26 protein-coding genes are annotated in these 25,500 nt (G+C 58.7%); 8 read left to right on the top strand and 18 right to left on the bottom strand.

Going from position 1 to position 25,500, the window contains the following annotated elements; translation table 11 throughout:
• Nucleotides 1–18 precede the first annotated feature (18 nt).
• The 5 genes from HYZ49_11100 to HYZ49_11080 all read left to right on the top strand — a co-directional run bounded on the left by HYZ49_11100 (nucleotide 19) and on the right by HYZ49_11080 (nucleotide 4,455).
• The gene (locus tag HYZ49_11100) at nucleotides 19–864 is read left to right on the top strand and encodes a pirin family protein (GenBank protein ID MBI3242829.1); all 846 of its coding nucleotides are present in this window, start codon (nucleotides 19–21) and stop codon (nucleotides 862–864) included.
• Between the two features lie 300 nt (nucleotides 865–1,164).
• Nucleotides 1,165–1,752 (top strand): hypothetical protein, encoded by a 588-nt coding sequence (locus HYZ49_11095; protein ID MBI3242828.1) that lies wholly within the window; start codon nucleotides 1,165–1,167, stop codon nucleotides 1,750–1,752.
• A gap of 12 nt (nucleotides 1,753–1,764) precedes the next feature.
• The gene (locus tag HYZ49_11090; protein MBI3242827.1) at nucleotides 1,765–3,132 is read left to right on the top strand and encodes a transposase; all 1,368 of its coding nucleotides are present in this window, start codon (nucleotides 1,765–1,767) and stop codon (nucleotides 3,130–3,132) included.
• A gap of 670 nt (nucleotides 3,133–3,802) precedes the next feature.
• A complete protein-coding gene (locus HYZ49_11085) occupies nucleotides 3,803–4,120 on the top strand; it encodes a type II toxin-antitoxin system RelE/ParE family toxin (GenBank protein MBI3242826.1) in 318 nt (105 codons plus the stop codon).
• Nucleotides 4,117–4,455: a helix-turn-helix domain-containing protein gene (locus HYZ49_11080; GenBank protein ID MBI3242825.1), complete on the top strand. Its 339-nt coding sequence runs from the start codon at nucleotides 4,117–4,119 to the stop codon at nucleotides 4,453–4,455. Before HYZ49_11085 ends, HYZ49_11080 begins: the two co-directional genes overlap by 4 nt.
• 108 nt (nucleotides 4,456–4,563) lie before the next feature.
• Here HYZ49_11080 and glmS read toward each other — a convergent pair whose 3' ends face one another.
• The 12 genes from glmS to HYZ49_11020 all read right to left on the bottom strand — a co-directional run bounded on the left by glmS (nucleotide 4,564) and on the right by HYZ49_11020 (nucleotide 17,101).
• The gene (gene glmS, locus HYZ49_11075) at nucleotides 4,564–6,420 is read right to left on the bottom strand and encodes a glutamine--fructose-6-phosphate transaminase (isomerizing) (protein MBI3242824.1); all 1,857 of its coding nucleotides are present in this window, start codon (nucleotides 6,418–6,420) and stop codon (nucleotides 4,564–4,566) included.
• Nucleotides 6,421–6,838: 418 nt separating this feature from the next.
• The gene (ltaE, locus tag HYZ49_11070) at nucleotides 6,839–7,909 is read right to left on the bottom strand and encodes a low-specificity L-threonine aldolase (GenBank protein MBI3242823.1); all 1,071 of its coding nucleotides are present in this window, start codon (nucleotides 7,907–7,909) and stop codon (nucleotides 6,839–6,841) included.
• 7 nt (nucleotides 7,910–7,916) lie between these two features.
• Nucleotides 7,917–8,255, bottom strand: a complete 339-nt coding sequence (locus tag HYZ49_11065; protein ID MBI3242822.1) for a hypothetical protein — start codon at nucleotides 8,253–8,255, stop codon at nucleotides 7,917–7,919.
• Nucleotides 8,256–8,274: 19 nt separating this feature from the next.
• Entirely contained in the window at nucleotides 8,275–9,111 is an 837-nt protein-coding gene (locus tag HYZ49_11060) for a carbon-nitrogen hydrolase family protein (GenBank protein MBI3242821.1), read from the bottom strand.
• Between the two features lie 145 nt (nucleotides 9,112–9,256).
• Entirely contained in the window at nucleotides 9,257–10,186 is a 930-nt protein-coding gene (locus tag HYZ49_11055; GenBank protein MBI3242820.1) for an RluA family pseudouridine synthase, read from the bottom strand.
• A 98-nt stretch (nucleotides 10,187–10,284) separates the two neighbouring features.
• On the bottom strand, nucleotides 10,285–10,830 hold the full coding sequence (lspA, locus tag HYZ49_11050; protein ID MBI3242819.1) for a signal peptidase II: 546 nt from the start codon (nucleotides 10,828–10,830) through the stop codon (nucleotides 10,285–10,287).
• Between the two features lie 182 nt (nucleotides 10,831–11,012).
• Nucleotides 11,013–11,828 (bottom strand): class I SAM-dependent methyltransferase, encoded by an 816-nt coding sequence (locus HYZ49_11045; GenBank protein MBI3242818.1) that lies wholly within the window; start codon nucleotides 11,826–11,828, stop codon nucleotides 11,013–11,015.
• A 194-nt stretch (nucleotides 11,829–12,022) separates the two neighbouring features.
• Entirely contained in the window at nucleotides 12,023–12,637 is a 615-nt protein-coding gene (locus HYZ49_11040) for a methyltransferase domain-containing protein (protein MBI3242817.1), read from the bottom strand.
• A gap of 2 nt (nucleotides 12,638–12,639) precedes the next feature.
• A complete protein-coding gene (locus tag HYZ49_11035) occupies nucleotides 12,640–13,206 on the bottom strand; it encodes an OsmC family protein (protein ID MBI3242816.1) in 567 nt (188 codons plus the stop codon).
• 220 nt (nucleotides 13,207–13,426) lie between these two features.
• A complete protein-coding gene (locus HYZ49_11030; protein ID MBI3242815.1) occupies nucleotides 13,427–14,116 on the bottom strand; it encodes a hypothetical protein in 690 nt (229 codons plus the stop codon).
• 84 nt (nucleotides 14,117–14,200) lie between these two features.
• Nucleotides 14,201–16,837, bottom strand: coding sequence for an AAA family ATPase (locus tag HYZ49_11025; protein MBI3242814.1), 2,637 nt, complete (start codon nucleotides 16,835–16,837; stop codon nucleotides 14,201–14,203).
• A 93-nt stretch (nucleotides 16,838–16,930) separates the two neighbouring features.
• Complete coding sequence (locus tag HYZ49_11020) at nucleotides 16,931–17,101, bottom strand: hypothetical protein (protein MBI3242813.1); 171 nt, start codon at nucleotides 17,099–17,101, stop codon at nucleotides 16,931–16,933.
• Nucleotides 17,102–17,258: 157 nt separating this feature from the next.
• Between HYZ49_11020 and HYZ49_11015 the strand changes: the two genes are divergently transcribed.
• Together HYZ49_11015 and HYZ49_11010 are read left to right on the top strand one after the other, a co-directional pair.
• Nucleotides 17,259–17,537: a BrnT family toxin gene (locus tag HYZ49_11015; GenBank protein ID MBI3242812.1), complete on the top strand. Its 279-nt coding sequence runs from the start codon at nucleotides 17,259–17,261 to the stop codon at nucleotides 17,535–17,537.
• A gap of 25 nt (nucleotides 17,538–17,562) precedes the next feature.
• Nucleotides 17,563–17,859 carry a hypothetical protein gene (locus HYZ49_11010; GenBank protein MBI3242811.1) on the top strand — a complete coding sequence of 99 codons (297 nt, stop codon included), beginning with the start codon at nucleotides 17,563–17,565 and terminating at the stop codon, nucleotides 17,857–17,859.
• Between the two features lie 99 nt (nucleotides 17,860–17,958).
• Here the strand turns inward: HYZ49_11010 and HYZ49_11005 are convergent, their stop codons facing one another.
• From HYZ49_11005 to HYZ49_10990, 4 genes are all read right to left on the bottom strand, one after another.
• The gene (locus HYZ49_11005; GenBank protein MBI3242810.1) at nucleotides 17,959–21,102 is read right to left on the bottom strand and encodes an isoleucine--tRNA ligase; all 3,144 of its coding nucleotides are present in this window, start codon (nucleotides 21,100–21,102) and stop codon (nucleotides 17,959–17,961) included.
• A 681-nt stretch (nucleotides 21,103–21,783) separates the two neighbouring features.
• Nucleotides 21,784–22,092: a hypothetical protein gene (locus HYZ49_11000; protein MBI3242809.1), complete on the bottom strand. Its 309-nt coding sequence runs from the start codon at nucleotides 22,090–22,092 to the stop codon at nucleotides 21,784–21,786.
• A complete protein-coding gene (locus tag HYZ49_10995; protein MBI3242808.1) occupies nucleotides 22,089–22,544 on the bottom strand; it encodes a hypothetical protein in 456 nt (151 codons plus the stop codon). Before HYZ49_10995 ends, HYZ49_11000 begins: the two co-directional genes overlap by 4 nt.
• An 86-nt stretch (nucleotides 22,545–22,630) precedes the next feature.
• On the bottom strand, nucleotides 22,631–23,779 hold the full coding sequence (locus HYZ49_10990) for a cystathionine gamma-synthase (GenBank protein ID MBI3242807.1): 1,149 nt from the start codon (nucleotides 23,777–23,779) through the stop codon (nucleotides 22,631–22,633).
• Between the two features lie 82 nt (nucleotides 23,780–23,861).
• On the opposite strand from HYZ49_10990, the gene HYZ49_10985 reads away from it, so the two are divergent.
• A complete protein-coding gene (locus tag HYZ49_10985) occupies nucleotides 23,862–24,203 on the top strand; it encodes a hypothetical protein (GenBank protein ID MBI3242806.1) in 342 nt (113 codons plus the stop codon).
• Nucleotides 24,204–24,206: 3 nt separating this feature from the next.
• Here HYZ49_10985 and HYZ49_10980 read toward each other — a convergent pair whose 3' ends face one another.
• Together HYZ49_10980 and HYZ49_10975 are read right to left on the bottom strand one after the other, a co-directional pair.
• Complete coding sequence (locus HYZ49_10980; protein ID MBI3242805.1) at nucleotides 24,207–24,794, bottom strand: isoprenylcysteine carboxylmethyltransferase family protein; 588 nt, start codon at nucleotides 24,792–24,794, stop codon at nucleotides 24,207–24,209.
• A 7-nt stretch (nucleotides 24,795–24,801) separates the two neighbouring features.
• A complete protein-coding gene (locus tag HYZ49_10975) occupies nucleotides 24,802–25,386 on the bottom strand; it encodes a PQQ-dependent sugar dehydrogenase (GenBank protein ID MBI3242804.1) in 585 nt (194 codons plus the stop codon).
• Nucleotides 25,387–25,500 lie beyond the last annotated feature (114 nt).

Raw genomic sequence — 25,500 nt, 5'->3', positions numbered from 1 at the left:
GTTATAGTTGCCGTCACTATGACCCTCTCTCGATCCATTTCCCATATCATTGAACCGCAATATGCCATTGAGGGCGCTGGGGTGCTCCTGCGCCGCTCCTTTGCCCCGCGCGTCTCGAACGAATATGATCCTTTCCTGCTCTTTGATCACTTCGCCTTCAACGACCCCATCGAAGGCCCGCTGGTCGGCTTCCCCACCCACCCTCACCGCGGCATCGAGACCGTCACCTATATGCTCGAAGGCTCCGTTCATCACCGCGACAGCCTGGGCAACGCGGGTCTGATCGGCGCCGGCGATGTTCAATGGATGACGAGCGGGCGCGGCATCATGCATGAGGAAATGCCCCGTCGTGGCCCGAGCGGCGCAATCTACGGCTTTCAGTTGTGGGTCAACTTGCCTGCCGCGCAAAAGATGACGGCTCCGCGCTATCAGGAAGTCAGCGCCGAAACGATCCCGGTCATGCGTCAAGACGGGGCGAGTCTCCACCTGGTGGCCGGCGAGTTCGGCAATACACGCGGCCCGGTGACCGAGATTGCGGCCTCACCCACGTATTTGGAGGTCAATCTGAGTCCCGCCTCCTCGTTCGCCCTCTCCGTCCCGCGCGGCCACACCGCCCTGGCCTACGTCTTTGAGGGAGCGGGCCACTTCGGCGCTGATGAGACGGCCGTGGAAGCGGTGCGTATGATCGTGTTCGACGACGGCGACCGGATTGAAGTCCAGAGCGAGGCCGGGGTGCGTTTTATGCTGATTGCCGGCGCGCCGTTTCGCGAGCCGATTGCCCCTTACGGGCCGTTCGTCATGAACACCGCCGAAGAAATCCGGCAGGCGTTGTTTGAATTGCGGAATGGGACGTTTATCAAGTGACAAATTGGGGCGTCAAGAAAAAGTGCAGCTACACGCCTGAAGCTTCAACGCGGTGAAGGGCCGCCTTAGGGTGGTTGATTTTTGTCTGGCGTGGGATATACTTGCTTCAAGAGTGTGGCGGAAGGTCGCTATAAAATCTCTCGTAATGGGGCCAATAGCCGCAAGTGTAGCATTTTGGGCCGTTGGGAGTGATTTTGCCGTAAGCAGTTGCCATCTACTCATATGATTGGGTTACTATGAGCACCCGAACCCTGACAGTCCAAATTCACCTAAATAGCGGCAACTCTCTACGGTTACAAAATGAACAGCAAGCCCAAGTCGCAGCCAACTCAAAGTTACCCAATCAATGTGTTTTTGTTTATTCTGGCACTCGTGCAGATAACTGCTCTGGTGCTCGTGGTACGTTATTTGGCTTCAAAGAACTCCCTTGCCTCACAGGAATCGCCGCCCAATCAGGAGTCATTACAAGACAATAAGAATATGAATAGAGCCGTAATGCCATCCGGTGTTACCGATAAGCGAAAGCTGCAGAGATCAGATACGATTGGAATAGTGCAAATCTCTTTGGCATTCTTAGCAGTGGCTTTTGCAGCTTCTGTATTAGTCTTTACTCCAGCCAGTTCACCTTTCCTTAGATTCGTCGGGATATTATTGATAGCCTTAGCTCAATATGGTGTGTACCTATCCTTACAAGAGGCCACAGATCTTATGGGATGGTCATCGCTGAAGCTATTTGACCCGACCTGGGTGTTTGGCATCGTGTGGTACGGAACGATGGCTATATCACTTGTGCTATTTGGAATGAGTGCGGGGACGCTGGTCTCTACGCAAATCCCAGCCCTAGCAGTTTGTCGGAGAGGCCCCTGCCTTTCCGAGTTGAAGCAGTGATACACTTTGTCTATGACCCGAAAATTCAAAACCGCTGATTATGAAGCAACACTCGATCTGGCCGTAAGTTTACGAGAGGCCCTGCCGCCCAATCACTTGGCGCGGTTCGTCGTCGATATAGTAGCGCAACTGGACTTGGGCGCGCTGTATGCCCGTTATGCGCCAGTGGGCGGTGAAGCCTTTGCGCCAGACATTCTGCTGGCGTTGTTGTTTTATGGCTATGCCACCGGCGTGTTTAGTTCCCGCAAGATCGAAAAGGCCACTTACGAAAGCTTGCCCTTTCGCTTCATTGCCGGGAACTGGCATCCGGATCATGACACCCTGGCTAATTTTCGCAAAACTTTTCTGGTCGAGATCCAAGAATTGTTCGTGCAAATTCTGCTCTTGGCTCAGGCCGCCCAAGTATTGAAACTCGGCAATCTCAGTTTGGACGGGAGCAAAATTCATGCCGATGCTTCCAAGAGCCAAGCCGTCAGTTACAAACGTCTGCTGGAACTGGAAGTCCAATTGCGCCAGGAGGTGCATGACTTGTTGGCCCTGGGTGAACAAGCCGACCAGGGTGACCGGCAGTTGCCGGACGGATTGGTCATCCCGGATGAAATCGCCCTGCGCCAGGAGCGGCTGACGAACCTGGCCCAAGCCAAAGCGGTGTTGCAAGCCCGCGCCCAGGAACGGTACCAAGCTGAGAAAGACGACTACGATGCCAAAGTCCGGGCCCGTGACGAAAAAGCTCGGAAAATGAAACGTAAACCGCACGGGCGCGCTCCAAAACCGCCGACCCCAGAGCCGCGAGACAAGGACCAGTACAACTTTACCGATCCCGATTCGCGGATAATGAAGAACAGCACCAATCAAGGCTTTGACCAGCATTACAACGCTCAGGTGGCGGTGACCCAAGACAGTTTTCTCATTGTCGCTAACACCCTCTCCAACCATCCCCCTGATGACGGCGAAGCGTTGCCCACCTTGGACGCGATCGCCCCGGAAGTTGGCAAACCCCAAGCGGCCGCTTTGGACAACGGCTTCTTTAGTGCGGCCAACATCGCGGGTATGGTAGCGCGCGGGATTGACTCTTATATCGCCACCGGCCGGGAGACTTCTCATCATCAAAACTGGCGGGCCTACTTTGCTGAACAACCTACCCCGCCGCCGGACGATGCCAGCCCGACGGTTAAAATGGCCTACCAACTTCAGACCGAAATCGGTCAAGCCATTTATCGCTTGCGCAAATGTACCGTCGAGCCAGTCATTGGCATTATCAAAGAAGTCCTGGGCTTTCGCCAGTTCTCCTTGCGCGGTTTGGCCGCGGCGGCGGGCGAGTGGGGCCTGGTTTGCTTGGCCTTCAACTTGAAACGTCTGCATGTCTTGCTGGTTGCCTAAGAGGATTCTTCAACGCGCCTGTTGCCAGAAAAACGAGCGGTTGAACCCACGAAATGCACATGTATGACCTGCCAGTCGGCCATTGACGACCTGTAGTTACCTATGATCCGCTTCGAAAAACATATTTCGACTTTTCTCTCCGACAAACTGCTAGAAGCTCAACCTACGTCACCGACTAATTTTGTATCACCTACGACCAAGCCCTCGCCTGTGCCCCATACCCTTACTCCAACAGAAGCCGCAGGCTCGCTCTCTCCAACAGCAACGAACACTATTACACCGGCTTTCTCAGCTACGGCAACACCTACATTCACGCCAACTGCAATCACTATAAGTCAACAACTAAGTAACCGTCTGCAAAAACAACGATACGATTTAGCAAGTTCAGGGTGGTTATCCCACGAAAAGCAACTCAATCGGGTAGCCCGGGCGCATTGCTGCGCCCCGCCACCACCTTAGACCCAAACGCTACCATCAAAAAGCGGCCTCGCTCTCCCCGAGCAAGGCCGCTTTTTATTCCGCCAGCGCCAACTTATTCTACCGTCACACTCTTCACCAAATTGCGCGGCTGGTCCGCGTCACAGCCGCGCAAGGTTGACGCGGGGTTTCGCGCTCGTCGCCAGTATCGCACTTGACAGGTATGCGCCATTGGCGTATAGTTGGCTCAAGTATGGTCATCGTCGAAACTTCAGTGTTCACCCGGCAGGTATTGGAACTGCTGACGGACGATGAGTACCGCAAGTTGCAGGTTGTCTTAGCCAACCGCCCCAGCGCCGGAGACCTCATCAAAGGCAGTGGCGGTTTACGCAAAATACGATGGGCAATAGCAGGACGTGGCAAACGAGGCGGAGCGCGAGTCATCTACTATTGGGCGGTCAAGCAGGAACGGTTGCTCATGCTGTTCGTGTACCCCAAGAACGAACGCGATGATTTATCCGCCGCTCAACTCAAGTTATTGCGAACGATTGTCGAGGACGAATATCCATGAAAGAAGAGTTGTTCAATGAGTTGGTGGCTAGCGCACGGGAAGGCGGCGCAATACTGCGTGGCGCGGTCACCCCTTCGCGCGCCTTTGTTGTGGACGGGCCAAACATCAAGCGTGTTCGCGCCTATTATCAGCTGTCACAGAATGAGTTCGCCGCGTTGCTCGGTATCAGCGTAAAAACCTTGCGAAACTGGGAACAGGGCCGTCGAATGCCAGAAGGCCCGGCGCGTGTTCTATTGCAAGTGGCGGCAAAACATCCTGACGCTGTTTGGGATGTTGTTCGACCGGCTACTCGTCAAAAGAGCGCGAAGGCTAAAAGGCCAGGCAAAGTTGCCTGAAGGGCAACGGGGCGGTCTCCCGCCGCCACTTCAGAACCTAGCACAACTATCAAAAAGCGGCCTCGCTCTCCCCAAGCAAGGCCGCTTTTTTATTCCGCCAGCCCCAACTTACTCCACCGTCACACTCTTCGCCAAATTGCGAGGCTGGTCAACATCACAGCCGCGCAGGACGGCGATGTGATAGGCCAGCAGCTGCAGGGGCAGAACCGTTAGCACCGGGCTGAGGAGCCAGGGGCAATCGGGAACGTATAAGACGTGATCGGCTTTGGCGGCCATCAACGTGTCGCCGTCGGTGGCGACGGCAATCACGATCCCGCCTCTGGCTCTGGCCTGCTCCACCTGGCTCAACATTTTTTCGTACCAGCGATCCTTCGTCGCAATCACCAGCACCGGCATCTCCTTGTCAATCAAGGCAATCGGGCCGTGCTTCATCTCGCCCGCCGGGTAGCCTTCGGCGTGAATGTACGAAATCTCTTTGAGCTTGAGCGCGCCTTCGTAGGCAATGGGCATGTTGATGCCGCGCCCCAAGTAAAGGCAGTGATTGGTGTCGCGCAGGATTCTTGCCACCGCTTCCACTTGTGGCTCGCGGTCGAGGGTGCGGCCCACCAGGTCGGGCAGGCGGGCCAGGTCGGCGGCCAGCGCCTTGAGGTCTTTCGGCTTCAGCACGCCGCGCAGTTCGCCCAGCTTCATCGCCAACAAATACAGGTCAACCAGCGGCGCGGTGAAGGCTTTGGTTGAGGCCACGCCGATCTCCGGGCCGGACTGCATGGTGATGTAGCCATGCGCGACGCGCATCGCCTGCGAGCCGATGACGTTGACGATGCTCCACAAGGTCGCGCCCCTGCTTCGGGCTTCCTCCATCGCCGCCAACGTGTCGGCGGTTTCCCCGGATTGGCTGATGGACAGCGCCGCCGTCCGGTCGTTCACCAACGGGTCGCGGTAGCGAAACTCAGAGGCGATGTCCACTTCCACCGGAACGCGGGCCAGCGATTCGATCAACACCTTGCCGACCATGCCCGCATGAGCCGCCGTGCCGCAGGCCACGATGACGATCTTCTCAATCTTCTTAGCCAGTTCGGGCGTCAGGTTCAGGTCGCCCAACGTCACCTGCCCGGTTTCAAAGTTAATTCGCCCGCCGATGGTGTCGGTGATGGAGCGCACTTGCTCGTGAATCTCTTTTTGCATGAAGTGGCGGTACTCGCCCTTCTCTGCCGTCACCATGTCCCAGGCGATGGTGTGGACTTCTGGGTGAACGGCCTTGCCGTCGAATGTTTGCACTTCGTAGCCGTCGCGTTGAACGATCACCATCCAGCCCGACTCCAGAAACGCCATGCGTCGGGTATGTTCGAGGATGGCGGGCATGTCGGAGGCGAGGAACATTTCACCGTCGCCCAGGCCGACGGTGACGCCGCCGGCGTTGCCCATCCGCGCCGCCACGATCTTGCCCGGCTCGCGCGGCGTCATGGCCACGATCACGTTCGCGCCGCGCAGGCGCTTGAGCGTTTGCCGCACCGCTTCTTCCAACGGAACGTCGGCAGACAAATAACGTTCGATGAGATTGGCGATCACTTCGGTGTCGGTGTCGGAGCTGAACGTTGCGCCCTCGGCCAGCAGTTCCTCTTTGAGTTCGACGAAGTTCTCGACGATGCCGTTTTGCACCACGACCACGTTGCCGCCGTCGCTGAGGTGGGGATGGGCGTTGCGCTCCGAGGGCGCGCCGTGAGTCGCCCAGCGCGTGTGCCCGATGCCGATCGGGCCGCTCACCGGGTCGCTGTTGTAGCGCGAGACCAGATTATGCAGTTTGCCAACATCGCGCCGGATGTTGATCCGGGTGACGCCGTCACCCGCGTCGTGCAAGACGGCCAGTCCGGCTGAGTCGTAGCCGCGATACTCCAGCCGCTTCAAGCCGTCGAGAATGATCGGCGCCGCCTCGCGCGGGCCGACGTAACCAACGATGCCACACATGGGAAGCCTCCAGTGGGAAAGTGAACAGTGAACAGTAGTCAGTGAACAGTGATCTGCTCTTCACTGTTCACTGTTTACTGCTAACTGGACACTGACTTGGCCGCGCTCACTCGCGTTGGCCGGGCAGTTGCCTGCGGGCGTTGCGAGCGGCTTTTCCTTTGGAGGGGAAAGAGTGTCGGGTCCGGCTGACCCGGAGGGCTTCCGCTGAACTTTCGATTTTCCGGCTCTAGACCTCACAGGTCCGCTTCGCGAAGACCTGTGAGGTCTGCCGTTAACCCCGCCTTGCGTTGGGGAACCCTCATCCTCGTCACCCTGCATTTCCAGACTTCCGAAGTTTCGCTGCTTTTTGGCGCTTCGGAAGTCTCCCAGGGTCATGCGCTATCTTTCCCAAGTTCAAAATTGTCGGCAACCACCTCCTTCACTTCAAAACTTCCTTCACTGCCTCAATCGTCTCATCCACTTGCACGGGCGAAATCCAGTAATGCAAAACAGCGCGCAGGCGGCGCGGGCCTGCCGGGCCGATGAGGGCGCCGCGCTCCTTCAGCTTGTCGGCAAACTGTTGCGCGTTCATCGGCGCCTCCGGCGCGAGATCAAAATAGACCATATTCGTTCGCACCTGCGCCGGGTCGAGCACGATACCCGAAATTTTAGCCAGGCCTTGCGCCAGCCGTTGGGCATCGTCGTGATCATTCGACAGACGCTCGACCATCGTGGTCAGGGCCACGAGTCCGGCGGCGGCCAGGATGCCGGCCTGCCTCATGCCGCCGCCCAGCACTTTGCGCGCCCGCCGAACGCGAGCAATGAAGTCGCCGCTTCCGCACACCATCGAGCCGACCGGCGCGCACAGGCCTTTGGAAAGGCAAAACGAAATAGAGTCGGCTGGCCCGGCGAGGGCGGCGGGCGAAACATTGAGGGCGACGGCGGCGTTGAAGAGACGCGCGCCGTCAATATGAAATTTCAGTCCATGCTTCTTCGCCAGTGCGCCGATCGCTTGCGTATACTCAACAGAGATGGGTTGGCCGCCGCAAATGTTGTGCGTGTTTTCGAGGCAGACGAGGCGGGTAATGGGATGATGCGGGTCGTCGTCGCGAATGGCGGCTTCAACAGCCTCCAACGGCAGAGTGCCATCGGGGTTTTCCATGATCGGCACAGCCTGAGCCTGACCGAGCGCCGCAATCGCCCCCTGCTCTTCGAGATACATGTGACTGCGCGCACCGAGGATCACTTCGTCGCCGCGCTGAACGTGGCACATCATGGCCGACACATTGGCCATCGTGCCGCTGGCAACAAAGACGGCGGCCTCTTTGCCCAGCATCTCGGCGGCCAGCCTTTCAAGTTTGTTAATCGTCGGGTCTTCGCCATAAACATCGTCGCCCACTTCGGCGTCGGCCATGACCCGGCGCATGGCCGGCGTGGGATGGGTGACGGTGTCGGAACGCAGATCGATGATGTTAGCGGGCGAGTCATGAGTAGCGAAAGAGTTGTACATGAAACCCTCAAGGTGAGTTTCGCCAGGCTCTGATGGCGGCGACGAGCAGGCCGGTGAGAATGATCAGGGTGATAAGACGAGTGACAGCCTCGACGAGCCACGAGAGACAGCCGAGCTTTACACCCCACTGGGCCTGGGCGACTCCGGTTGGGTCGCCGTTGTTTTTCGCCCGCCGCTCCCCAGCCCAACCGGCCACGATGGCTCCCAATCCCAACGGATAAGCGAACAGCGAGATAAGAGGGATGAACGGGATTGGCGCGGTGAGCGAAAGCAGAAAGCTGACGACGCCCAACATCAAACTGGTTGCCGCCAACAAGTTGCGCCGGAGCGGCGTCAAGTCAGTCATGCCTCAGTCGGTGTTGCCATCAATACTTCCGCACAATCGCCTTATACGTATCCGGCTCGCGATTTTGCAAAGTTTGAAATTCTTCGCGGTTGCGGCGAACGTCGCTGAGGTCAACGCGGGCCAGAGCATAGCCTTCCGCCGGGTCGCTTGTTTTGGGATCAACCTCCCCGGCCAGCGAGGCGAACACCTGGCCGCGCGGCCCGACGATCATGCTGTCGCCGATGAACGACAGGGTGGCGTCTTCGCCCACCCGGTTGGCGGCGGCGATGAAGCACGAGTTCTCGTAAGCGCGAGCGGCAACGTAGGTGCGCCACTCGTCGTTGCGCGGCTTCTCCCAGTTGGCGCACAGCACGATCAAATCTGCGCCGTCGAGGGCCAGGGTGCGGGCCGCTTCGGGGAAGGCGATGTCGTAGCCAAGCAGGAGGCCGACGTTGCCAAAGGCCGTCTCGAAGATCGGGTACTTGTAACCGGCGCGGAAGATCATGCGCTCTTCGCCCTTGAGATGGACTTTGCGATAGTCACCAATCAACTCGCCATCCGGGCCGATGAGCACCGCCGTGTTGAAGAGGATCGACTCGACTTTTTCCTTCGACGGCATCCCAAAGGCGACGTGGACGTTGAACTCGGCGGCCCGCTGAGCCACGACGTTGACTGATGAACCGGGCACGCGCTGGGCCAGGTCTACAAAGCGCACGCCGCACTCGTAGCCGGTGGTGATGAGTTCGGGGAAGACGATGAGGTCAACTTTCTGGCTGCCGCAGATTTTGGCAATGTAGTCCGACATCTTGACGAGATTTTCTTCCATCTCGTTGAGCAAGGGTCGCATTTGAACGGTGGCAATGGTGACTTCGCGCATGAAGACAAGGCTCCTCGTAAGTTTAGGCTGATCCACCACGAAGGCACGAAGTCTCTAAGATTCACCAAGTTTTTCTTTGTGTAACTTTGTGTCTTCGTGACTTTGTGGTAGCTTTGGGTTTTGCAATTATAGCTGAGAGTGGGCGCTATTTTGCGCGGAGTTCGGCGAGGACCGCCGCCAAATCGGGCGGCAGGGGCGACTCGAAAGTGCGCGTCTCGCCGGATGGAAGCTGAAGGGTGAGGCGGGTCGCGTGCAAAAAGTGGCGGTTGAGGCCGGGCAGTTTGATTCCGGCGCTGCGGCGAGTCGCATAAAGCATATCACCGGCCAGCGGGCAACCGAGGAAGGTGAAGTGAACGCGAATCTGGTGGGTGCGCCCGGTCTTGGGTTCGACGTCGAGCAAGGTGAACAGCTTGAACGTTTCGCGAGTGCGATACTCGGTGATGGCTTCGCGGGCGGAGAGGTTGTCGGCCTGCAAAACGGCCATGCGCTGGCGGTTCTTCGGGTCGCGGCCCAGGGGCGCTTCGATGCGGCCCGTCGGAGTCGGCGGGCGACCGACGACTAATGCCAGATACAGTTTTTGCGCGGCGCGATCTTTGAACTGCGCTTGCAGGTGCCGGTGCGCCCGATCATTTTTGGCGACGACGATCAGGCCGGAAGTGTCTTTGTCGAGCCGGTGGACAATGCCGGGGCGTTGTTCGTTGCCTACCCCTTCGAGGTCGGGCGCGTGGGCCAGCACGGCGTTGACGAGCGTGCCACTGGCGTGACCGACGGCAGGATGCACGACCATGCCCGCCGGTTTGTCAATCACGATCAGATCGCCATCTTCATAAACAATGTCCAGCGGAATAGCTTCGGCGACGGCCTGGGCTGGGGCCGGCGGTGGGATGCGTAACACGATCTCGTCACCGTCATTCACTTTCGCGCTGGGCTTGGAAAGGGCCACATTGTTGACGGTGACGAAGCCGTCGTCAATCAGCCTTTGAATTTGGGCGCGTGAAAGATCGGGCAGGGCCTGAGCTAAATAGCGGTCGAGGCGGTTGAAGTCAGTTTCGACTGTCAAGGTAATGACGCGCATTGTGGTAAAGCATCTTCTTTGCCACGAATTACACGAACCATCACGAATTGGTTATTAACTTTCGTGCAAATTAGTGAAATTCGTGGCGGGGATTTCGCTCACTCATGTGTCGTACTGGCGGTCGGTTCGGCAGGCGGAACGGCGGCGGCTTTGGCGGCCTGCTCGGCGTTGTGCTCTTTCAGCATCAGCAGGGCCAGCACGATGACGCCAGAGGTGATCGAGAGGTCGGCCAGGTTGAAGATGGGCGCGTTGAGGGTGTTGCCCCAGTGAAAGAAGATGAAGTCGGTGACGGTGCCGAAAAACAGGCGGTCAATCAGGTTGCCAATCGCCCCGCCCAACTGCAAACCGAGAGCCAGGCGAACTGCAATTTGCCCTTCGGGAATCTGGCGATAGTAGAAGACGATGGCCCCGGCCACTAGAATGGCGACCACAGTGAAAATGCCGCCCGCCTGCTTGAACATGCCGAAGGCGGCCCCGGTGTTGTGGGTGTTGATGATGGTGAAGAAGTCGCCCAGGGCCGGGATGGGCGCGAATGACTCAAACAGGGCCAGGTTGTTGCGAATGTAGGCTTTGGTGAGTTGATCGGCCACGACCACGAGCGCGGCGATGGCGAAGAGGATGGTGTGTTGAAGGTTGCGTGACATGCATAGATTGTACCCTATAAAATAGGCTCGCCATCCATCGTCACCGCCTCACCAGCGTCTCGCACATCACTCCGGCAACGACCACCCCATTGACGGCGGTGATTGGCTGGTCTTCAAGCATGACCCAACTCGACGTTGTAAAACGCGCGCCGCCCAGAGTCGACCAGTTCCGCGCGAGGGTGTTACACCCGCACTGCCTGTACTTCCAGATATTCCGATTCGATATGAGTCGTGCCGTCGGCAGCGCGATTATGAGCCGACCATAGCGACTCCAGATCACGGCGTAAGGCGGCCTGACCCGCTTCGTCGAGCGCGGCAAAAGCGCGCTGGGTGGGGCCACAGTAGGCGCGATAAAACTCTACGACCTCCGGCACGCTAAAAGGATACTTGAAGGGATAGAACCGCCGGGTTAATTGCAAATCGGCGAGACCGTTGCGTAGCCGCTCACGCACGATGGCCTCATCGCCCCATAACACGGGAGGCGGCATGTTGGGCGGCGGCGGCACATGCTTGCCATTGACCTTGAACATCTGGCCGACGAAACTATCCGGCATCCAGTTGAACATGAGGATGCGGCCACCGGGCCGGCACACCCGCACCAGTTCAGCCGCCACCCGCTCGGGTCGGGGCGCAAACATCGCCCCGATCAGACTGAGAACTGTGTCGAACGATTTATCTGGGTAAGGCAGTGCCTCTGCATCCCCTTCGTCGAAGCGGATGTTCAAGCCTTCGGCGGCAGCGCGCGCCCGCGCTTGTTCGACGAGATTGGCGGCAATGTCCACGCCAGTGACAATAGCCCCGGCGCGGGCGGCGGGAAAGCATAGTTGACCGGCGCCACAGGCAACGTCGAGGACATACTCGCCGGACCTGATATTCAGCCGGGCAAAAATTTCCAGCGCGCCCGGTTCAAGATATTTGGCAAAGTGGCCGTAGTCGCCCGTCATCCAAGTGGCTTTCAAGCGGGTCTTGAGTGTTTGCATTTCGGGTGAAAGTTCCATCGTCGGACACTCCTCCTTTACGTCTTGGGTTTGCGTGCTCGGAAGGTGATGCCCTGTGTGCCAAACTCCGGCGCACTCGAAGGGTCAGGGACATCTTCGTAGAGGTGCTCGTGCCTGTGTACGATTTGCACTTCTTCAAAAGCGGCGGCGCGCACGGCGCTGATCAACTCTGCTTCCAGCAGAGCACCAGCAATTCAACCCGTCCACAGCGAGATGTCGTTCAGCGCGCCAGCGGGAACCGGACGCTCGACCAGGATATCGCCTATCTGCAAACGCCCACCCGGTTTGAGGACGCGCCCCCACTCGCGCAGGGTTTCGACTTTGTCCAGCGTCAGGTTAAGCACACCGTTGCTGATGACGACATCGGCAAAGTTGTCCGGCAGGGGCAGGCTTTCCACATAGCCCTGGCGGAATTCAACCTGGGTCGCTTCCAGCCGCGTCGCCCCGTCTCGCGCTTTCCTCAGCATCTCCTGTGTCATATCAATCCCGACAACCCGACCAGCCGGGCCGACCATCTGCGCCGCGATGAGCGAATCGAAACCAGCGCCAGAGCCGATGTCCACGACTGTTTCTCCGGGGTGGACAAGGCCGGCAGCGAACGGGTTGCCCGTCCCGGCGAAGGAGGCGATATTGCCCTCTGGCAGGTGGGCAAACCATTGTTCGTCGTAGCCAAGTAACGGGGCCAGGCGGCGGCCCGTGTGAAAGTGATAGCCCTTGTTTGGGTCACAGGCAACGCCGGTGTATTCTTTCTGAATCTCTAGGCGTAACTCTTCCAGCGAGAGCTTGGGGGTGGCTTGTAGAGTGCTCATCGTTACTCCAGATTGATAGTGACCGGCACGGGGTTGCGGATGATGTCGAGCACCGGCGATGTTTTCTGGACGTACTCGCAGAGTTCTTCGAGTTTCTCACGGGGCGCATTACTCTTCACCCGGTAAGAGAGTCGTATGCCCTGATAACCGGGGCGCACTTTATCGGAGAGGCCGAGGAAGCCGTGCAGATCAATGTCCCCCTCCAACCGGAAGGCCAGGCTGTCCACCCTGATGCCCTGAGCGGCGGCGTTGTAGATGAAGCCCACACTCAAACATGAAGCCAGAGCATGGAGGACGGCCTCGACCGCGTTCGGCCCGGCATTCGCCCCCAACAGGACGGGCGGCTCGTCGCCTTCCAACACGAACAGTTGATTACGTGAGGTATCTTCCTGTCCGGCTCCGTAGAAACTTTGGATCTCGGTGCGCGAGTGGCCGCCATCCACCCACTCGGTCTCGGCCCGAAACCTGAATCGAGCCAGGTCGGGGTTGGCCTTGATGGCGTTGATCGTGCCGATGAGTTGATCGACATTGACGCCGTTGACGATGGTGGTTGCAGTTGCGGTAGTCATGGTTTATCTCCTTTTTGTATCTAACTTCTCCGAATTGATGAAGGCACTATAGATGAGTGACCTCCCATCACCCTGACTCTCACCGGCTCAGAAAAACGAAACCACCTCCCACAAGTCAAACGCTGTGGGAGGTGGTCACGAAATGTTCGTGGCGGATCGCCAAATCCGTCACTTTTCGCCGGATTTGGCAGTCCGAGGAGAGCAATTTGTAATTTAGTGATTACGAGGCTTTGTCCAGCGACTCAACTGGTCGGAGCGCGGCAATCATGGCCCGACATCGCTCGGCTTCAGCAGTGTTGCCGGCGAGGGCGAAGGCCGATTGTGCTTCGGCGCAGTAGGCGAGGGCTTCTTCGGTGTGACCACGGGCCGCCGCCAGTTCACCACGAGACTGGCGGGCCATGGCCAACCAAGTGCGACTGCCATACTCGGCGGCGGCTTTATCGAGTTGATGGCAGAACATTTCCGCCGCAGACCAATTGCGTTGGGCGGCGCGGAGGCTGATGGCGGCGGGGAGAAGCAGGGCATCACAGGTGGTGCAATGGCCGTGACGCTCGCTCATCGCCAGCCCTTGCGCCAGCGCCTCATCAGCGGCGGCGAGGTCGTCCGCCGAGAGGCGGTTGCGGGCCAATGCGGCGTAGAGGCGAGTCAGGCAGTGGGCGCGGAGAAGAGCGCGTTCGGCGGCGATGAGGCCTTCCTCCAAAATCATTTTGCCTTCATCCAAACGGCCACGCGCGGTGAGGAGAACGCCCAACCGCTGGCAGGCCAGGGCTTCGCCCGAAGCCGCGCCGATCTCACGGTGCAGGCGGATGGACTCGCGGAGGGAGGCTTCGGCGGCGTCCCAGTTGCCGGCCTGAAATTCAAGCGCGCCGTCGAAGCAGCGACAGAGGGCAATAGCCCGGGGCGCGCCCATCCGCCGGGCCTGCTCCAGGGTGGTGCTGACTGCGCGCTTGACCTCTTCGTAACCTTTATCACCATACAGGTGATACTCCCACAGTCAGAGGTGAACGTCGAAGGCCTCGGTGACATCGAGGCCCGAACCGGCCAGCGTGGCGCGTTGGGCCTCGAAACGCAGACCATCCTGCCACTCGCCCAACGAATGACAGGCCAGGGCCAGCATTTCAAAAGCGCGGGCGATAGCTGTTGAGTCGTTGAGGCGCTCGGCCACGTTGAGGCTATGTTGCGCCGCGTTGAAGGCTTCCTGATATTCGCCCCGGTGCCAATGCACCTGCGCGACGTTGTAAAGCACATGCGCATACTCGGCGGCGTCTTCTTTCTCATCCACTTCGGCTAACGCGGCTCGCAGATGGGCCTCGGTCCCTGTAATATCTCCGGCTGTGACCAATGCCATCACCGCGCCGCGATGAACGCGCGCCCGGTCGCGCTTGCCGGATTGCCAGCGGTCGGTGGGCGGGAGGGCGGCGGCCTGCTCAAAGCGTTTCACGGCCTGCGGGGTGTCGGCGAGGATGGTGTGCCACCAGCCCAGCGATTCCAGCACCATCCAACGTTGGGTGCCCGCCTCCGTGTCCAGCGCCTCCATCAATGCCAGCGCCCTTTCAAAATAATCCACTGCCACCTCAAAGGCGTAGACACTCGCCGCCTTCTGCCCGGCTTGAATCAAATACGGCAGTGCGCGATCGCGGCGATCGCTCAAATCGTAATGGAAAGCCAACGCTTCGATGTCTCGGACACCTCCCGGTTGCCGCGATTGAATGGACTCAATCGCCTCGGCAGTCTGGCTGTGCAGGCGCGCGCGGCGCACACGGCTCAACGAGTCATACAACTCACGGCGGATGAGGGGATGCCTGAAGCGATAGCCGTATTCGCTCTCGTCGAGCAGGCGAGTGGCGAGGGCGGCATCCAGCGCGGCAATCAGGTTGCTGTCCGGGAGAGGCACGATTCCGCGAAGCACGCCAAAGCTGAACTCGCGGCCAATCACGGCGGCAGCAATAAGCGTCGTTTCCACTTCAGAACCGAGGCGAGCCACACGCTCGTGCAGAAGGCCGCTCAGCCCGGCAGGCATTTTCAGATTCTGATCGCCCGCTGTCAGATGCCATTGCCCATCGCGCGCTTCTACGCGATCATCCTTCAACAATGTCCGCGCCATCTCTTGAATGTAGAACGGGTTGCCCTCGGTCAGGTCGTAAACGACGGCCACCAGCGCCGGAGACGGTTCGCCGCCGAGTTCCTGCGCCAGCACATATGTCGTCGCTTCGGCGGACAGAGGAGCCAGAGTCAGCGACTCGCTCAATCGTTCACGATACAGGGCATTGATCAGAGTCCCGAATGATGATGACAGCGATACATCGGTTCGGCAGGTTGCCATCAACACGACCGGCGCAGTACGGGCGTGGCGGGCGAGATAATGGAGAAGGCGCAGGCTGGCCTCGTCAGCGGCGTGGAGATCGTCGAGCAAAAGCACAACTGGCGCGGGTTGGCTCAATGCGCCGAGTAAGTCGGCCACCGCCTTGAACTGCGCCCAGCCTTCCTGTTGAGGATCGCTGACGCCCAACCGTTTGAAGTGGGTGATGGGATTGGATGGCTCGACGCCGTCGGGCAGGCGCGGTGATTGGCTGAGGAAATCGTCGAAGGCTTCGACGAAGGGTTGATAGGGCAATTGCCCCTCTTGCTCATAGGCGGCGCCGAAGAGAGTCGTCATTCCGGCAGAGGCGGCGACCCGCCGCGCTTCCAGGGCGAGCCGGGTTTTACCTACGCCGGAGTCGCCAGTGATGAGGATGACCTTGCCCTGCCCGCGCCACGCGGTTCGCAACCACAGGCGCAGACTTTCCAATTCCGACTCGCGCCCCACCAATGGTGTGGCTTGTTCTTCCGTTTCGGCATTGAGAGACTGTAGAGATTGAGAGGAGGAGATTAGTGAAGGCGGCGCGATGTCGCCGCTGAGGATTTGTGAATAGAGAGCGGCGGTCTCAGGCTCTGGCGGGACATCGAGTTCGACGGCGAGGGCGTCCACGCAAGCCTGATATTGGCGCAGAGCGTCGTGGCGGCGGCCGGCCAGGGCATACGTCCGCATCAGTTCACGGTGCACAACTTCATCGGCCCTGTCGCGCACTACCAGCGGCGTGAGCAGAGCGAGGGCGCTGGCATAGTCGCCCGCATCACGATTGTGGACGGCCAACTTTAATTGCGCTTCGCGCTGCAAACGGCGAAGGGACTCGCGGGGGGCGGCCAACCAGTCGGCGTAAACGTCATCCGGCAATAAATCTCCTGTGTAGAGTTCGATAGCCGATTCGAGATGAGAGATTGGCGATTGAGGATTGATGAGCGCGGCTTGCGCCTGCTTCTCAAATTCGTGTGCGTCCACCCAAACCGAATCGGTCAGGGTAAGCGCGCCATCGGTAAAGGCAAAGGCGGCCTCAGCCGTCCCGGGGCCGAGGGCAGTATCCAAAGTTTGGCGCAGGGCGTGCAGTGTCCGATAGAGGTTGTTCGCGCCAGAAGCAGAGTCGGCGTCCGGCCAGAGGAAATCAATCGCCTCGTCTCTCAGCAAACGGCGGCTGAGGGCGAGGCGTTGAAGAAGGGCGGCGGCTTTGCGACGAGGCCAGTCGCGGGCGCGCAGAACTTTCTCCCCGCAAACTGTTTCAAAACGGCCAAGCAAAAAGATTTGGATGGTAGACATCGCCGATTGTGACCCCACTCAGCCTTCACAACTGCGACTATTTTACTCCTGTTTGATGGACGAGAGTTATGAAATTTTTTGCCAAAGGCAGATTTACTTCTTCGCCAACATCACCTTCACCGTCTCACCGTCAAACACATCTTCAACAGTCGCGCCATCGGCCAAGTTGCCAGCGGCCAAATCCACGCACAGCGTTTCGTCTTTGATGTAGTCGGCCCAGGCGGCCGCCGCTTCGGCCAGTTTTGGTGAAGCCGTGTAACGCACGTAAGCTTGCTAGCAGTGTAAAACCAAGCGCCGTCCTTCGCTAGTCAAGGCCAGATGTGCCATGTTCATCGTCTTGCTTCTCCCACCTTGACGTATAATATCACTAACCCAAGCTAAAAAGCAGTGCAAGCTATTCTTCAAAGTTATTGTCATGAAAATGAGATTTGAGTGGGATGACGACAAAGCCGAAACCAACGCCCACAAACATGGCGTGAGTTTTGAAGAGGCCCAAACAGTCTTCACTGATGACCTTTCAATTTCAATACCCGATCCAAATCATTCAGACATCGAAGAGCGGATGATCATTATCGGCCTGTCGAACAATCGGCGGCTTCTGGTGGTGATTTATACGGAACGCAGGAAGAAAATCCGATTGATTAGCGCCCGAAAGGCTACGCGCCAAGAGCGCAAGAAATATGAAGAAGATTTCGTCTAAAACTACCAATACTCTTGAAACCGATATGCGCCCCGAATACGATTTTTCGGACGGCGTGCGCGGCAAATATGCAAAGACACTGCGCGAGAACGGCTACGTGATTCGCGTGCGCCACGCCGACGGCACGTTTACTGAACGACGTGTGTTAGGAGAGAATGCCGTTATTCTTGAACCAGATGTGCGGGAATATTTTCCAAACTCACGAGCGGTCAACAACACTTTGCGCACCCTGATTAAGTTGTTCCCCGCCAAACGAAAAGCCGCTGCATCTAAAGGGCGCAATGGCAGGACAAGGCAGGCAATCGGGCGGAAGAGACGTTGAGAAATCTCAAGAAAAAACAGGCAGGTGCACCAAGCACCTGCCTGTTTTTGCTTGCCCTCACCCCGGCTGGTCTCCGACCATCCCAAAGGGAGAGGGTGATCAACTCTTCGCCAACGTTATCTTCACTCTCTCCCCATCAAACGAGTCTTCGGCAGTTGCGGCATCGGCCAATTCACCAGCGGCCAAGTCCACGCACAGCGTTTCGTCTTTGATGTAGTCGGCCCAGGCGGTCACGGCCTCAGCCAGTTTGGGCGAGGCGGTGTAGCGCGCGACGATCCTGTCGGCGATATCGAGTCCGGCGGACTTGCGCAGGTCTTGCACGCGGCGGACGAACTCGCGGGCCAGGCCTTCGCGCACAAGCTCATCAGTCAACTCGGTCTTGAGCGCGGCCAGGTAGCCCCCTTCTTCGGCAACCACATAGCCGCCACGCGCGTTCTGGCGCACTTCCACTTCGCCGGGCAGGACGGTGATCGACTCCCCATCCACTTCGACGACCACACCCTGATTCGACAACAGGGCGCGAGCGAACACGGTCTGATCGCCGCTCAGCAGGGCGGCCTTGATCTTCGGGAACCTGGCCCCGTGCTTCTGGCCGAGTTGTTTGGGAAGCGGATTGAGCGAGTACGTCACGGCGTCCTCGGCGTGATCTAACACTGTGACGGCCTTGACGTTCAACTCGTCGGCCAGCAGGTCGGCGTAGGCGCGAACGGCGGCGGCCTCGGCAGGCGTGGGCGCGGAGAAGGCGGCCTCAGAGAGCGGCTGGCGCACCTTGCGGTTGGCTTTGGCCCGCGCCGCGTGGCCGAGCGAGGCCGAACGCATCACCACGCGCATGTCGTCCATCAACTTTTCGTCAACGCGCAACAACAGCGAGGTCGGCCAGTCGGCCAGATGAACGGACTCGGGGGCCGTCGGATCAACCGAGGCGACCAGATTGCGATACAGGGCGTCGGACATGAACGGCATGGCCGGGGCCAGCAGTTTGGCGACCGTCACCAAACACTCGTAGAGCGTCGAGTAAGCCGCCTTGTCGGTCTCCGACTCCGACTTCCAGAAGCGGCGGCGCGACCGGCGCAGATACCAGTTCGAGAGGTCATCCACAAACTTCTCGATGGGCCGGGTGGCGGCGGTCACGTCATAGTGTTCGTAAGCTTCGCTTACGTCGGCCACCAGCGTGTGAAGCTCGGACAGAATCCACTTGTCCAGCGCCGTCAACTGCCCAACGTCGGCGGACGGTTTCCAGTTGGCCAGGTTGGCATAGGTCACGAAGAACGAGTAGGTGTTCCACAATGGCAACGTGAAGTTGCGGATGACTTCGCCGACCAGATCAACCGAGAAGCGGCGCGAGTTGCCGGGCGGCGAGGCTGTATAAAGATACCAGCGGAAGGCGTCGGCCCCGTTGGCGTTGAGCACGCTCCAGGGGTCTACGATGTTGCCCTTCGATTTCGACATCTTGAATCCGTCGCCGTCGAGGATGTGGCCGAGGCAGATCACATTCTTGAATGAGACGCTGTCGAATAGCAAAGTGGCGATGGCATGAAGCGAGTAGAACCAGCCGCGAGTCTGGTCAATCGCTTCACAGATGTAGTCCGCTGGGAACTGCTCTTCAAACATCTCTTTGTTCTCAAATGGATAGTGCCACTGAGCCACTGGCATCGCGCCCGAGTCGAACCACACGTCAATCAGTTCCGGCACGCGGCGCATGGGCTTGCCTGTTTTGGGGTTGGGGAAGACGATGTCGTCCACGAAGGGTCGGTGCAAATCTAGGTCCGATAGATCGCGCCCGGCCAGTCCGCTCAACTCGGCCACCGAGCCGACGCACAGTTGATCGCCGTCATCATCCACCCACACCGGCAGGGCCGTGCCCCAGTAACGTTCGCGGCCCAGCGCCCAGTCAATGTTGTTCTCCAGCCAGTTGCCGAAGCGGCCATGCTTGATGTGATCGGGAACCCAGTTGATAGTGTCGTTGAGGTCGTTGAGTTGCTTCTTGTAGCGCGTGGTCTCGACGTACCAAGTCGTGCGGGCGTAGTATAACAACGGCGTCCCGCATCGCCAACAGAATGGATAGGTGTGTAAGTACGTCCCGGCTTTGAAGAGCAGGCCGCGATCATCCAAATCACGGGTGATCATCGGATCGGCGTCTTTGACCCACGTGCCCCGCCACGGGGTGACGGCCTCCACGAACGTCCCGCGTGAGTCCACCGTCATCAGCACCGGCAGATCGTTTTCATTCGCCATCTTCATGTCGTCCGCGCCGAAAGCCGGCGCTTGATGGACGATGCCGGTTCCGTCGTCGGTGGTGACGAAGTCGCCCAGCACCACGTAGTGAGCCTTGCCTTCGAAGGGCAGAAAGGAGTACAGCGGGTTGTAACGTTTGCCTTTGAGTTCCTTGCCCTTATAATCGCCGACGACGGTGTATTGGCCCTCGCCTAAAACTTTGTCGGCCAAGTCTTTGGCGATGATGAGCTTCTCGGTGCTGCCGTTCTCTCCGGTCTTGCGTTCCACTTTGAGATAGAGCACGTCGGGATGAACGGCGAGGGCGACGTTGCCGGGCAGTGTCCAGGGCGTGGTCGTCCAGACGAGGAAGGATGTGCCCGGCTCGTCTTTGAGCGGGAAGCGCACAAACACCGACGGGTCTTCGGTGTCTTCCTGGTAGCCAAGCGACACTTCGTGATCGGAGAGCGGCGTGCCACAGCGGGCGCAGTAGGGCACAACCTTGAAGCCCTGATAGAGCAAGCCCTTATCCCAGAACTGTTTGAGAATCCACCAGACCGACTCGATGTATTCGTTTTCGTAAGTGACGTAGGCCGTCTTGAGATCAACCCAGAAGCCGATGCGCTCCGTCATCCGCTCCCAGTCTTGAATGTAGTCGAAGGCCGACTTGCGGCAACGGGCGTTGAACTCGGCGATACCGTATTTCTCGATCTGCTCCTTGCCGTTGAAGCCGAGTTGTTTCTCGACTTCGATCTCGACCGGCAGACCGTGGGTGTCCCAGCCGCCGCGCCGCAAAACATATTTGCCGCGCATGGCCTGAAAGCGTGGAAACATGTCCTTGAAGGCACGGGCCAGAACGTGATGTGACCCCGGCTTGCCGTTGGCCGTCGGCGGCCCTTCGTAAAACACGTAGCGTTGCCCGCTCTTGCGGTTGTCCATGGACTTCTGGAAAACGTTCTCGCGTTTCCAGAAATTCAGCACGTCGGTTTCGAGTTTTTGGATGTCGAGTTTTGGTGAGACTGGCTGGAACATTCTTGCTCCTTGGTTGACAACGGATCAAACGAATTGAACGGATTCTATTTCCTCAGGTTTTCGCAGGCGCTTCGCGCGCAGGTTAGCCTCGAATCGTCTGTGAAAATCTGCGTAATCTGCGGATAAAAACAAAAACGCCCTCATCCCAATTCAGGGACGAGAGCGCAAAATGCATTTCCCGCGGTACCACCCTGGTTGCCGCCACGTTCAACAGAGGCGGCCTCTCAGTCAGATGCAATCACATCCGCGTTTTGGTAACGGGGAACGGTCCCGGCGAGAACTACTAGTGGTCAGTGGTCAGTTGACAGTGATCAGTTACTGACCACTGATTACTACCCACTGTCCACTTTCATTTCGCGGCTCCGGAAGGATTTTCGGTGTGGGGCAGAGGCTCGGCTTGCACTGTCCCGAACTCGCTGACTCCACCGGGTCACACCTACTCGTTTCCATCAACGCCAGTGGCAAGATTATGCCACAAGGCGAGAACGCGAGTCAAGCTAATTACGGCACCCAATTCGAAAGCACCGTCACCGTGCGATCCGGCTGGGCGGGGTCGTTGGTTTCCAAGTGCAGGCGGAAGTCGTGCATGCCGCCCATGTCGCCGTGCATCATGAATTGCATCGAAACTGTTGTGGTTTCACCGGGGTTGAGGGCCATCGAACCGATGGCCGGTTTGGGCGGTCAACACCCTGCCGCAACTTCAACGTAAGGCACGTCGGTGAAACGCAACTGCCGGTCGCCAGCATTGGTTAGCTCAAACGACACTTCCACTGTTTGACCAAGCGGCACGTCGCCAAGATCAACTTTCTCCTGATCCACTTTGAGTTTCGGGGAACCCGTCACTTCAGGGGAAGCTTTGGGTGTCGTAAACGCCCCCCACAACAAAACGGCGGCGACCCCGACCAGCAACAGTCCGCCCATCACAAACAACATCGGCCAGCGCGAAGCAGTCTCGCGCCGCGACTCGGTTCGTTTCTTTTTCTGGCTCATGGCACATTCTCCGCAGGCATGTTCGACGGGCCGTATTTGGCGTACATCGTGTCAATGTATGTTTTGATCTCGGCAGTGCTCTTGCCCTGCCTGAGCATCTTCATGGCATCCTGGGTGATGTCAACGCAAATGGGGCAACCGATGGCGTGCGAGTCGAACTTGATGATGCCCGCCGCGTCCACGCCGGCCACATAACAGACGTAGTTGTTGGTGTGGCCCAGGTTGTCACAGCCGCAGTAACACGGAATATGCTGCATCACGTCCGGGTTAGCGACGGCGAACTGGTAGGCCTGCCGGGTGCGCTCCGGCTCGTTCTGCACTTCGGGCGGCATCTGGTCGAGCGAGGCCATCATCAGCTCATGCTCCTGCGGCGCACTGCACCCGCTCGTCAGCCCGCCGGCAAATACCAGCCCCAACAGTATTAGAAAACTAAATAGGCGTTTGTGAGTCATCTTCACTCTCCTGAATTAAACTGCCGAAAGTGTAGCGACGGCCAGCCGGGCGGCAAAGTGACGAACCACATCTATTTGAGAGGATATTAGGATTGCATCATCGCCTGCCGCAGGTCGTTGATCAAGTCATCTTTGTGCTCCAGCCCCACCGAAACGCGGATCAGGCCCGCCTCCACTTCGAGCGGCGAACCTTGCGTGCTGGCGTGGGTCATGGCCGCCGGGATTTCGATGAGCGACTCGACGCCGCCCAGCGACTCGGCCAGGGCGAATAAATGCGTGCGAGCCACCAGCCGCCGCGCCGCTTCCACGCCGCCGTGAACCACAAAGGAGATCATGCCGCCGCCGTTTCGCATTTGCCGTTTCGCCAACTCGTGCTGAGGATGATCGGGCAGGCCGGGATAGATCACCTCTTTGACTTGCGGGTGGTCGGCCAGGAACTGGGCAACTGCCAGCGCGTTTTCGGCGTGGCGATCCATTCGCACCGTGAGCGTCTTGAGGCCGCGCAGAACAAGCCAGCAATCCATCGGCCCCGGAACCGCGCCGATTGCGTTTTGCAGAAACTTCAGGCGTTCGTAAACCGCGTCGTCGTTCATCAGGGCCGCGCCGCCCACCACGTCCGAGTGGCCGCCCAGATATTTGGTCGTCGAGTGGACGACGATGTCGGCTCCCAGTTCGAGTGGGCGTTGCAGGTAAGGCGTGGCAAAAGTGTTGTCCACCATCACCAGCGCCTCCGAGTTATTTGCATGAGCCAGTTTGGCAATGGCGGCAATGTCGAACACTTTGAGGCGAGGGTTAGTCGGCGTCTCCAGCAGAACCATCCGCGTGTTCGGGCGCAGGCCATTCTTCACTGCCGCCAGGTCAGTCATCTCGACAAACGAGTATTCGATGCCGTAAGTCTTCAACACTTTGTCGAGCAAGCGGAAGGTGCCGCCGTAAACGTCGTTGCCGGCCAGAACGTGCTGGCCCGGAGTCACCAGCTTGAGCACGGTGTCAATGGCGGCCATGCCGGAGGCAAAGGCCAGCCCGTGCGCCCCGCCCTCCAGCCCGGCCAAACAGTCTTCCAACGCCGTGCGGGTGGGGTTGCCGGTGCGCGAGTATTCGTAGCCCTTGTGCTCACCCACCGCGCTTTGCACGTAAGTGGATGTTTGATAGATCGGCGTCATCACCGCCCCGGTGGTCGGGTCGGGCTTTTGCCCGGCGTGGATGGCCAGTGTTTCAATGTGATAGTCGGTCATAACTCTCCTTCGCTCAGACGCCAGGTGTCTATTGGAGACACCTGGCGTCTGATCATGTATTCGTGAGTATAATCTTCACACTATGGATGAAATCGAATTTGTCGAACCGGACGAAGTTCCCCAGCCGCCGGAGGCGGTGAAGATCGAAAGCCTTGAGGCCAGAGTATACCCTGATGGCCGCCGGGTGCGGGTCAACGTCAAAGTCACCCCTTTCCTCGAACGGCCTAACCTGGAGTTTCAGGTGACGAACGCCGACGGCGCTGAAGTGGCGTCGCTCTCGATCATCGAGTCAATGGATCACGACTTTGAAATGACGGTGCATTTGCGCGGCCCGCAACCGGCTGGCCGTCACACCCTTCGCGGCGAACTCTTTTACGCCCCCGAATCGCCCCGGCGGGTTTTGGAAACGGTGTTTGAGGTTTAGCGATTACCAGACAAATGGAATCAGCCTTTTCGTCCGCCGCATGTAGGCGCGATACTCGTCGCCGAAGGCCTCCAGCAAAGCGGCCTCTTCCAATCGGATCCGATAAGCGTAAGCTACGCCGCTGCCCAGCAACATGACCGCCAAACTGAGCCAGTTGGTGAGCGCCAGCCCGTAACCAACAATGGTGATAAACGTGCCGGTGTAAGACGGGTGGCGGATGAAGTGGTAGAGCCCCTGATCCATGATCCGGTGGCCGGGCTGGATGGCAACTTCGGGGATGAAGAACCGGCCAAGCTGGCGAATCGCCACCCAGCGGAAGCCCAAGCCAGTGAGCATCAAAGTTAAGCCCCAATAAAACACCTGAGGCCGGAAAAGCCTCAGGTCAAAAGCGTGCAAGCGCGTCGCCAGCACGGCCAGTGAAAAGGCGGCCAGCACGGCGGCAATGATCAGATAGCGCGACAGCCGATCATGGTTCTTCGAGTCGGCGTTCCACAAACGCAGGTTGACGACCAGCTCAAAGACCGCCCAACCGAAGAAGCAAAGGCTGAAAGAAATCCAGCCGGTTGTGGAAGGAACGTAAACGCTGTTCATGGAATAATCAAGGCACTGCCGCCAGTTGAAAGATTGATCCCTTGCCATCCACCACGTAAATCTCCCCGGCTTCGTCTTCGCCAAAGGAAGTGATTCCGGCCTCGGTGTCGAACATCAACATCCGCTCCCAGGCGCCGCCGGTTGAAGCGTATAGCGCCCAAATTTTGCCGGAGCAGTAATCGCCAAAAAAGTAGACGCCGCTCAACGCCGGCAGGGCCGGGCCGCGATACACATAGCCACCCGAAACCGAGCAACCGCCTTCTTCGTGAGAGTATTCCGCAATCGGAAAGGTCAGCCCGGCTTCCACGCCGCCGTTGTAAGTATGCAAGCCCTCGTAGCTGTTCCAGCCATAGTTCTCGCCGCCCGCGCTGGCCGCCGGTTGAAAGTCAATCTCTTCATACTCGTTTTGCCCAACGTCGGCAATGTAAAGATCGCCAGTAGCGCGATCAAAACTGAAACGCCAGGGGTTGCGCAAACCATAGGCCCAAACTTCAGGGCTGGCGTCTGAACGACCGGCAAACGGGTTGCTCGACGGAATGGCATAAGTCTGCGACGGGTCGCTCACACTGGACTTTATCCATTTAGTGGACAAGAACGAAAGGGCAGAGTAAGCTGGCTTTCCGACGAAGGAGAAGCCAAATGTTCACTCTGCCCAACGACATTATGCCTGTGATCGGGGCGTTTCGACAAGTGTTCAGTGAACGGG

The sequence above is a fragment of the Chloroflexota bacterium genome, assembly GCA_016197225.1.
Classification (GTDB): domain Bacteria; phylum Chloroflexota; class Anaerolineae; order Anaerolineales; family VGOW01; genus VGOW01.
Note: the sequence above shows the minus strand (reverse complement) of the source record. Positions and strands in the feature narration are given on the sequence as shown.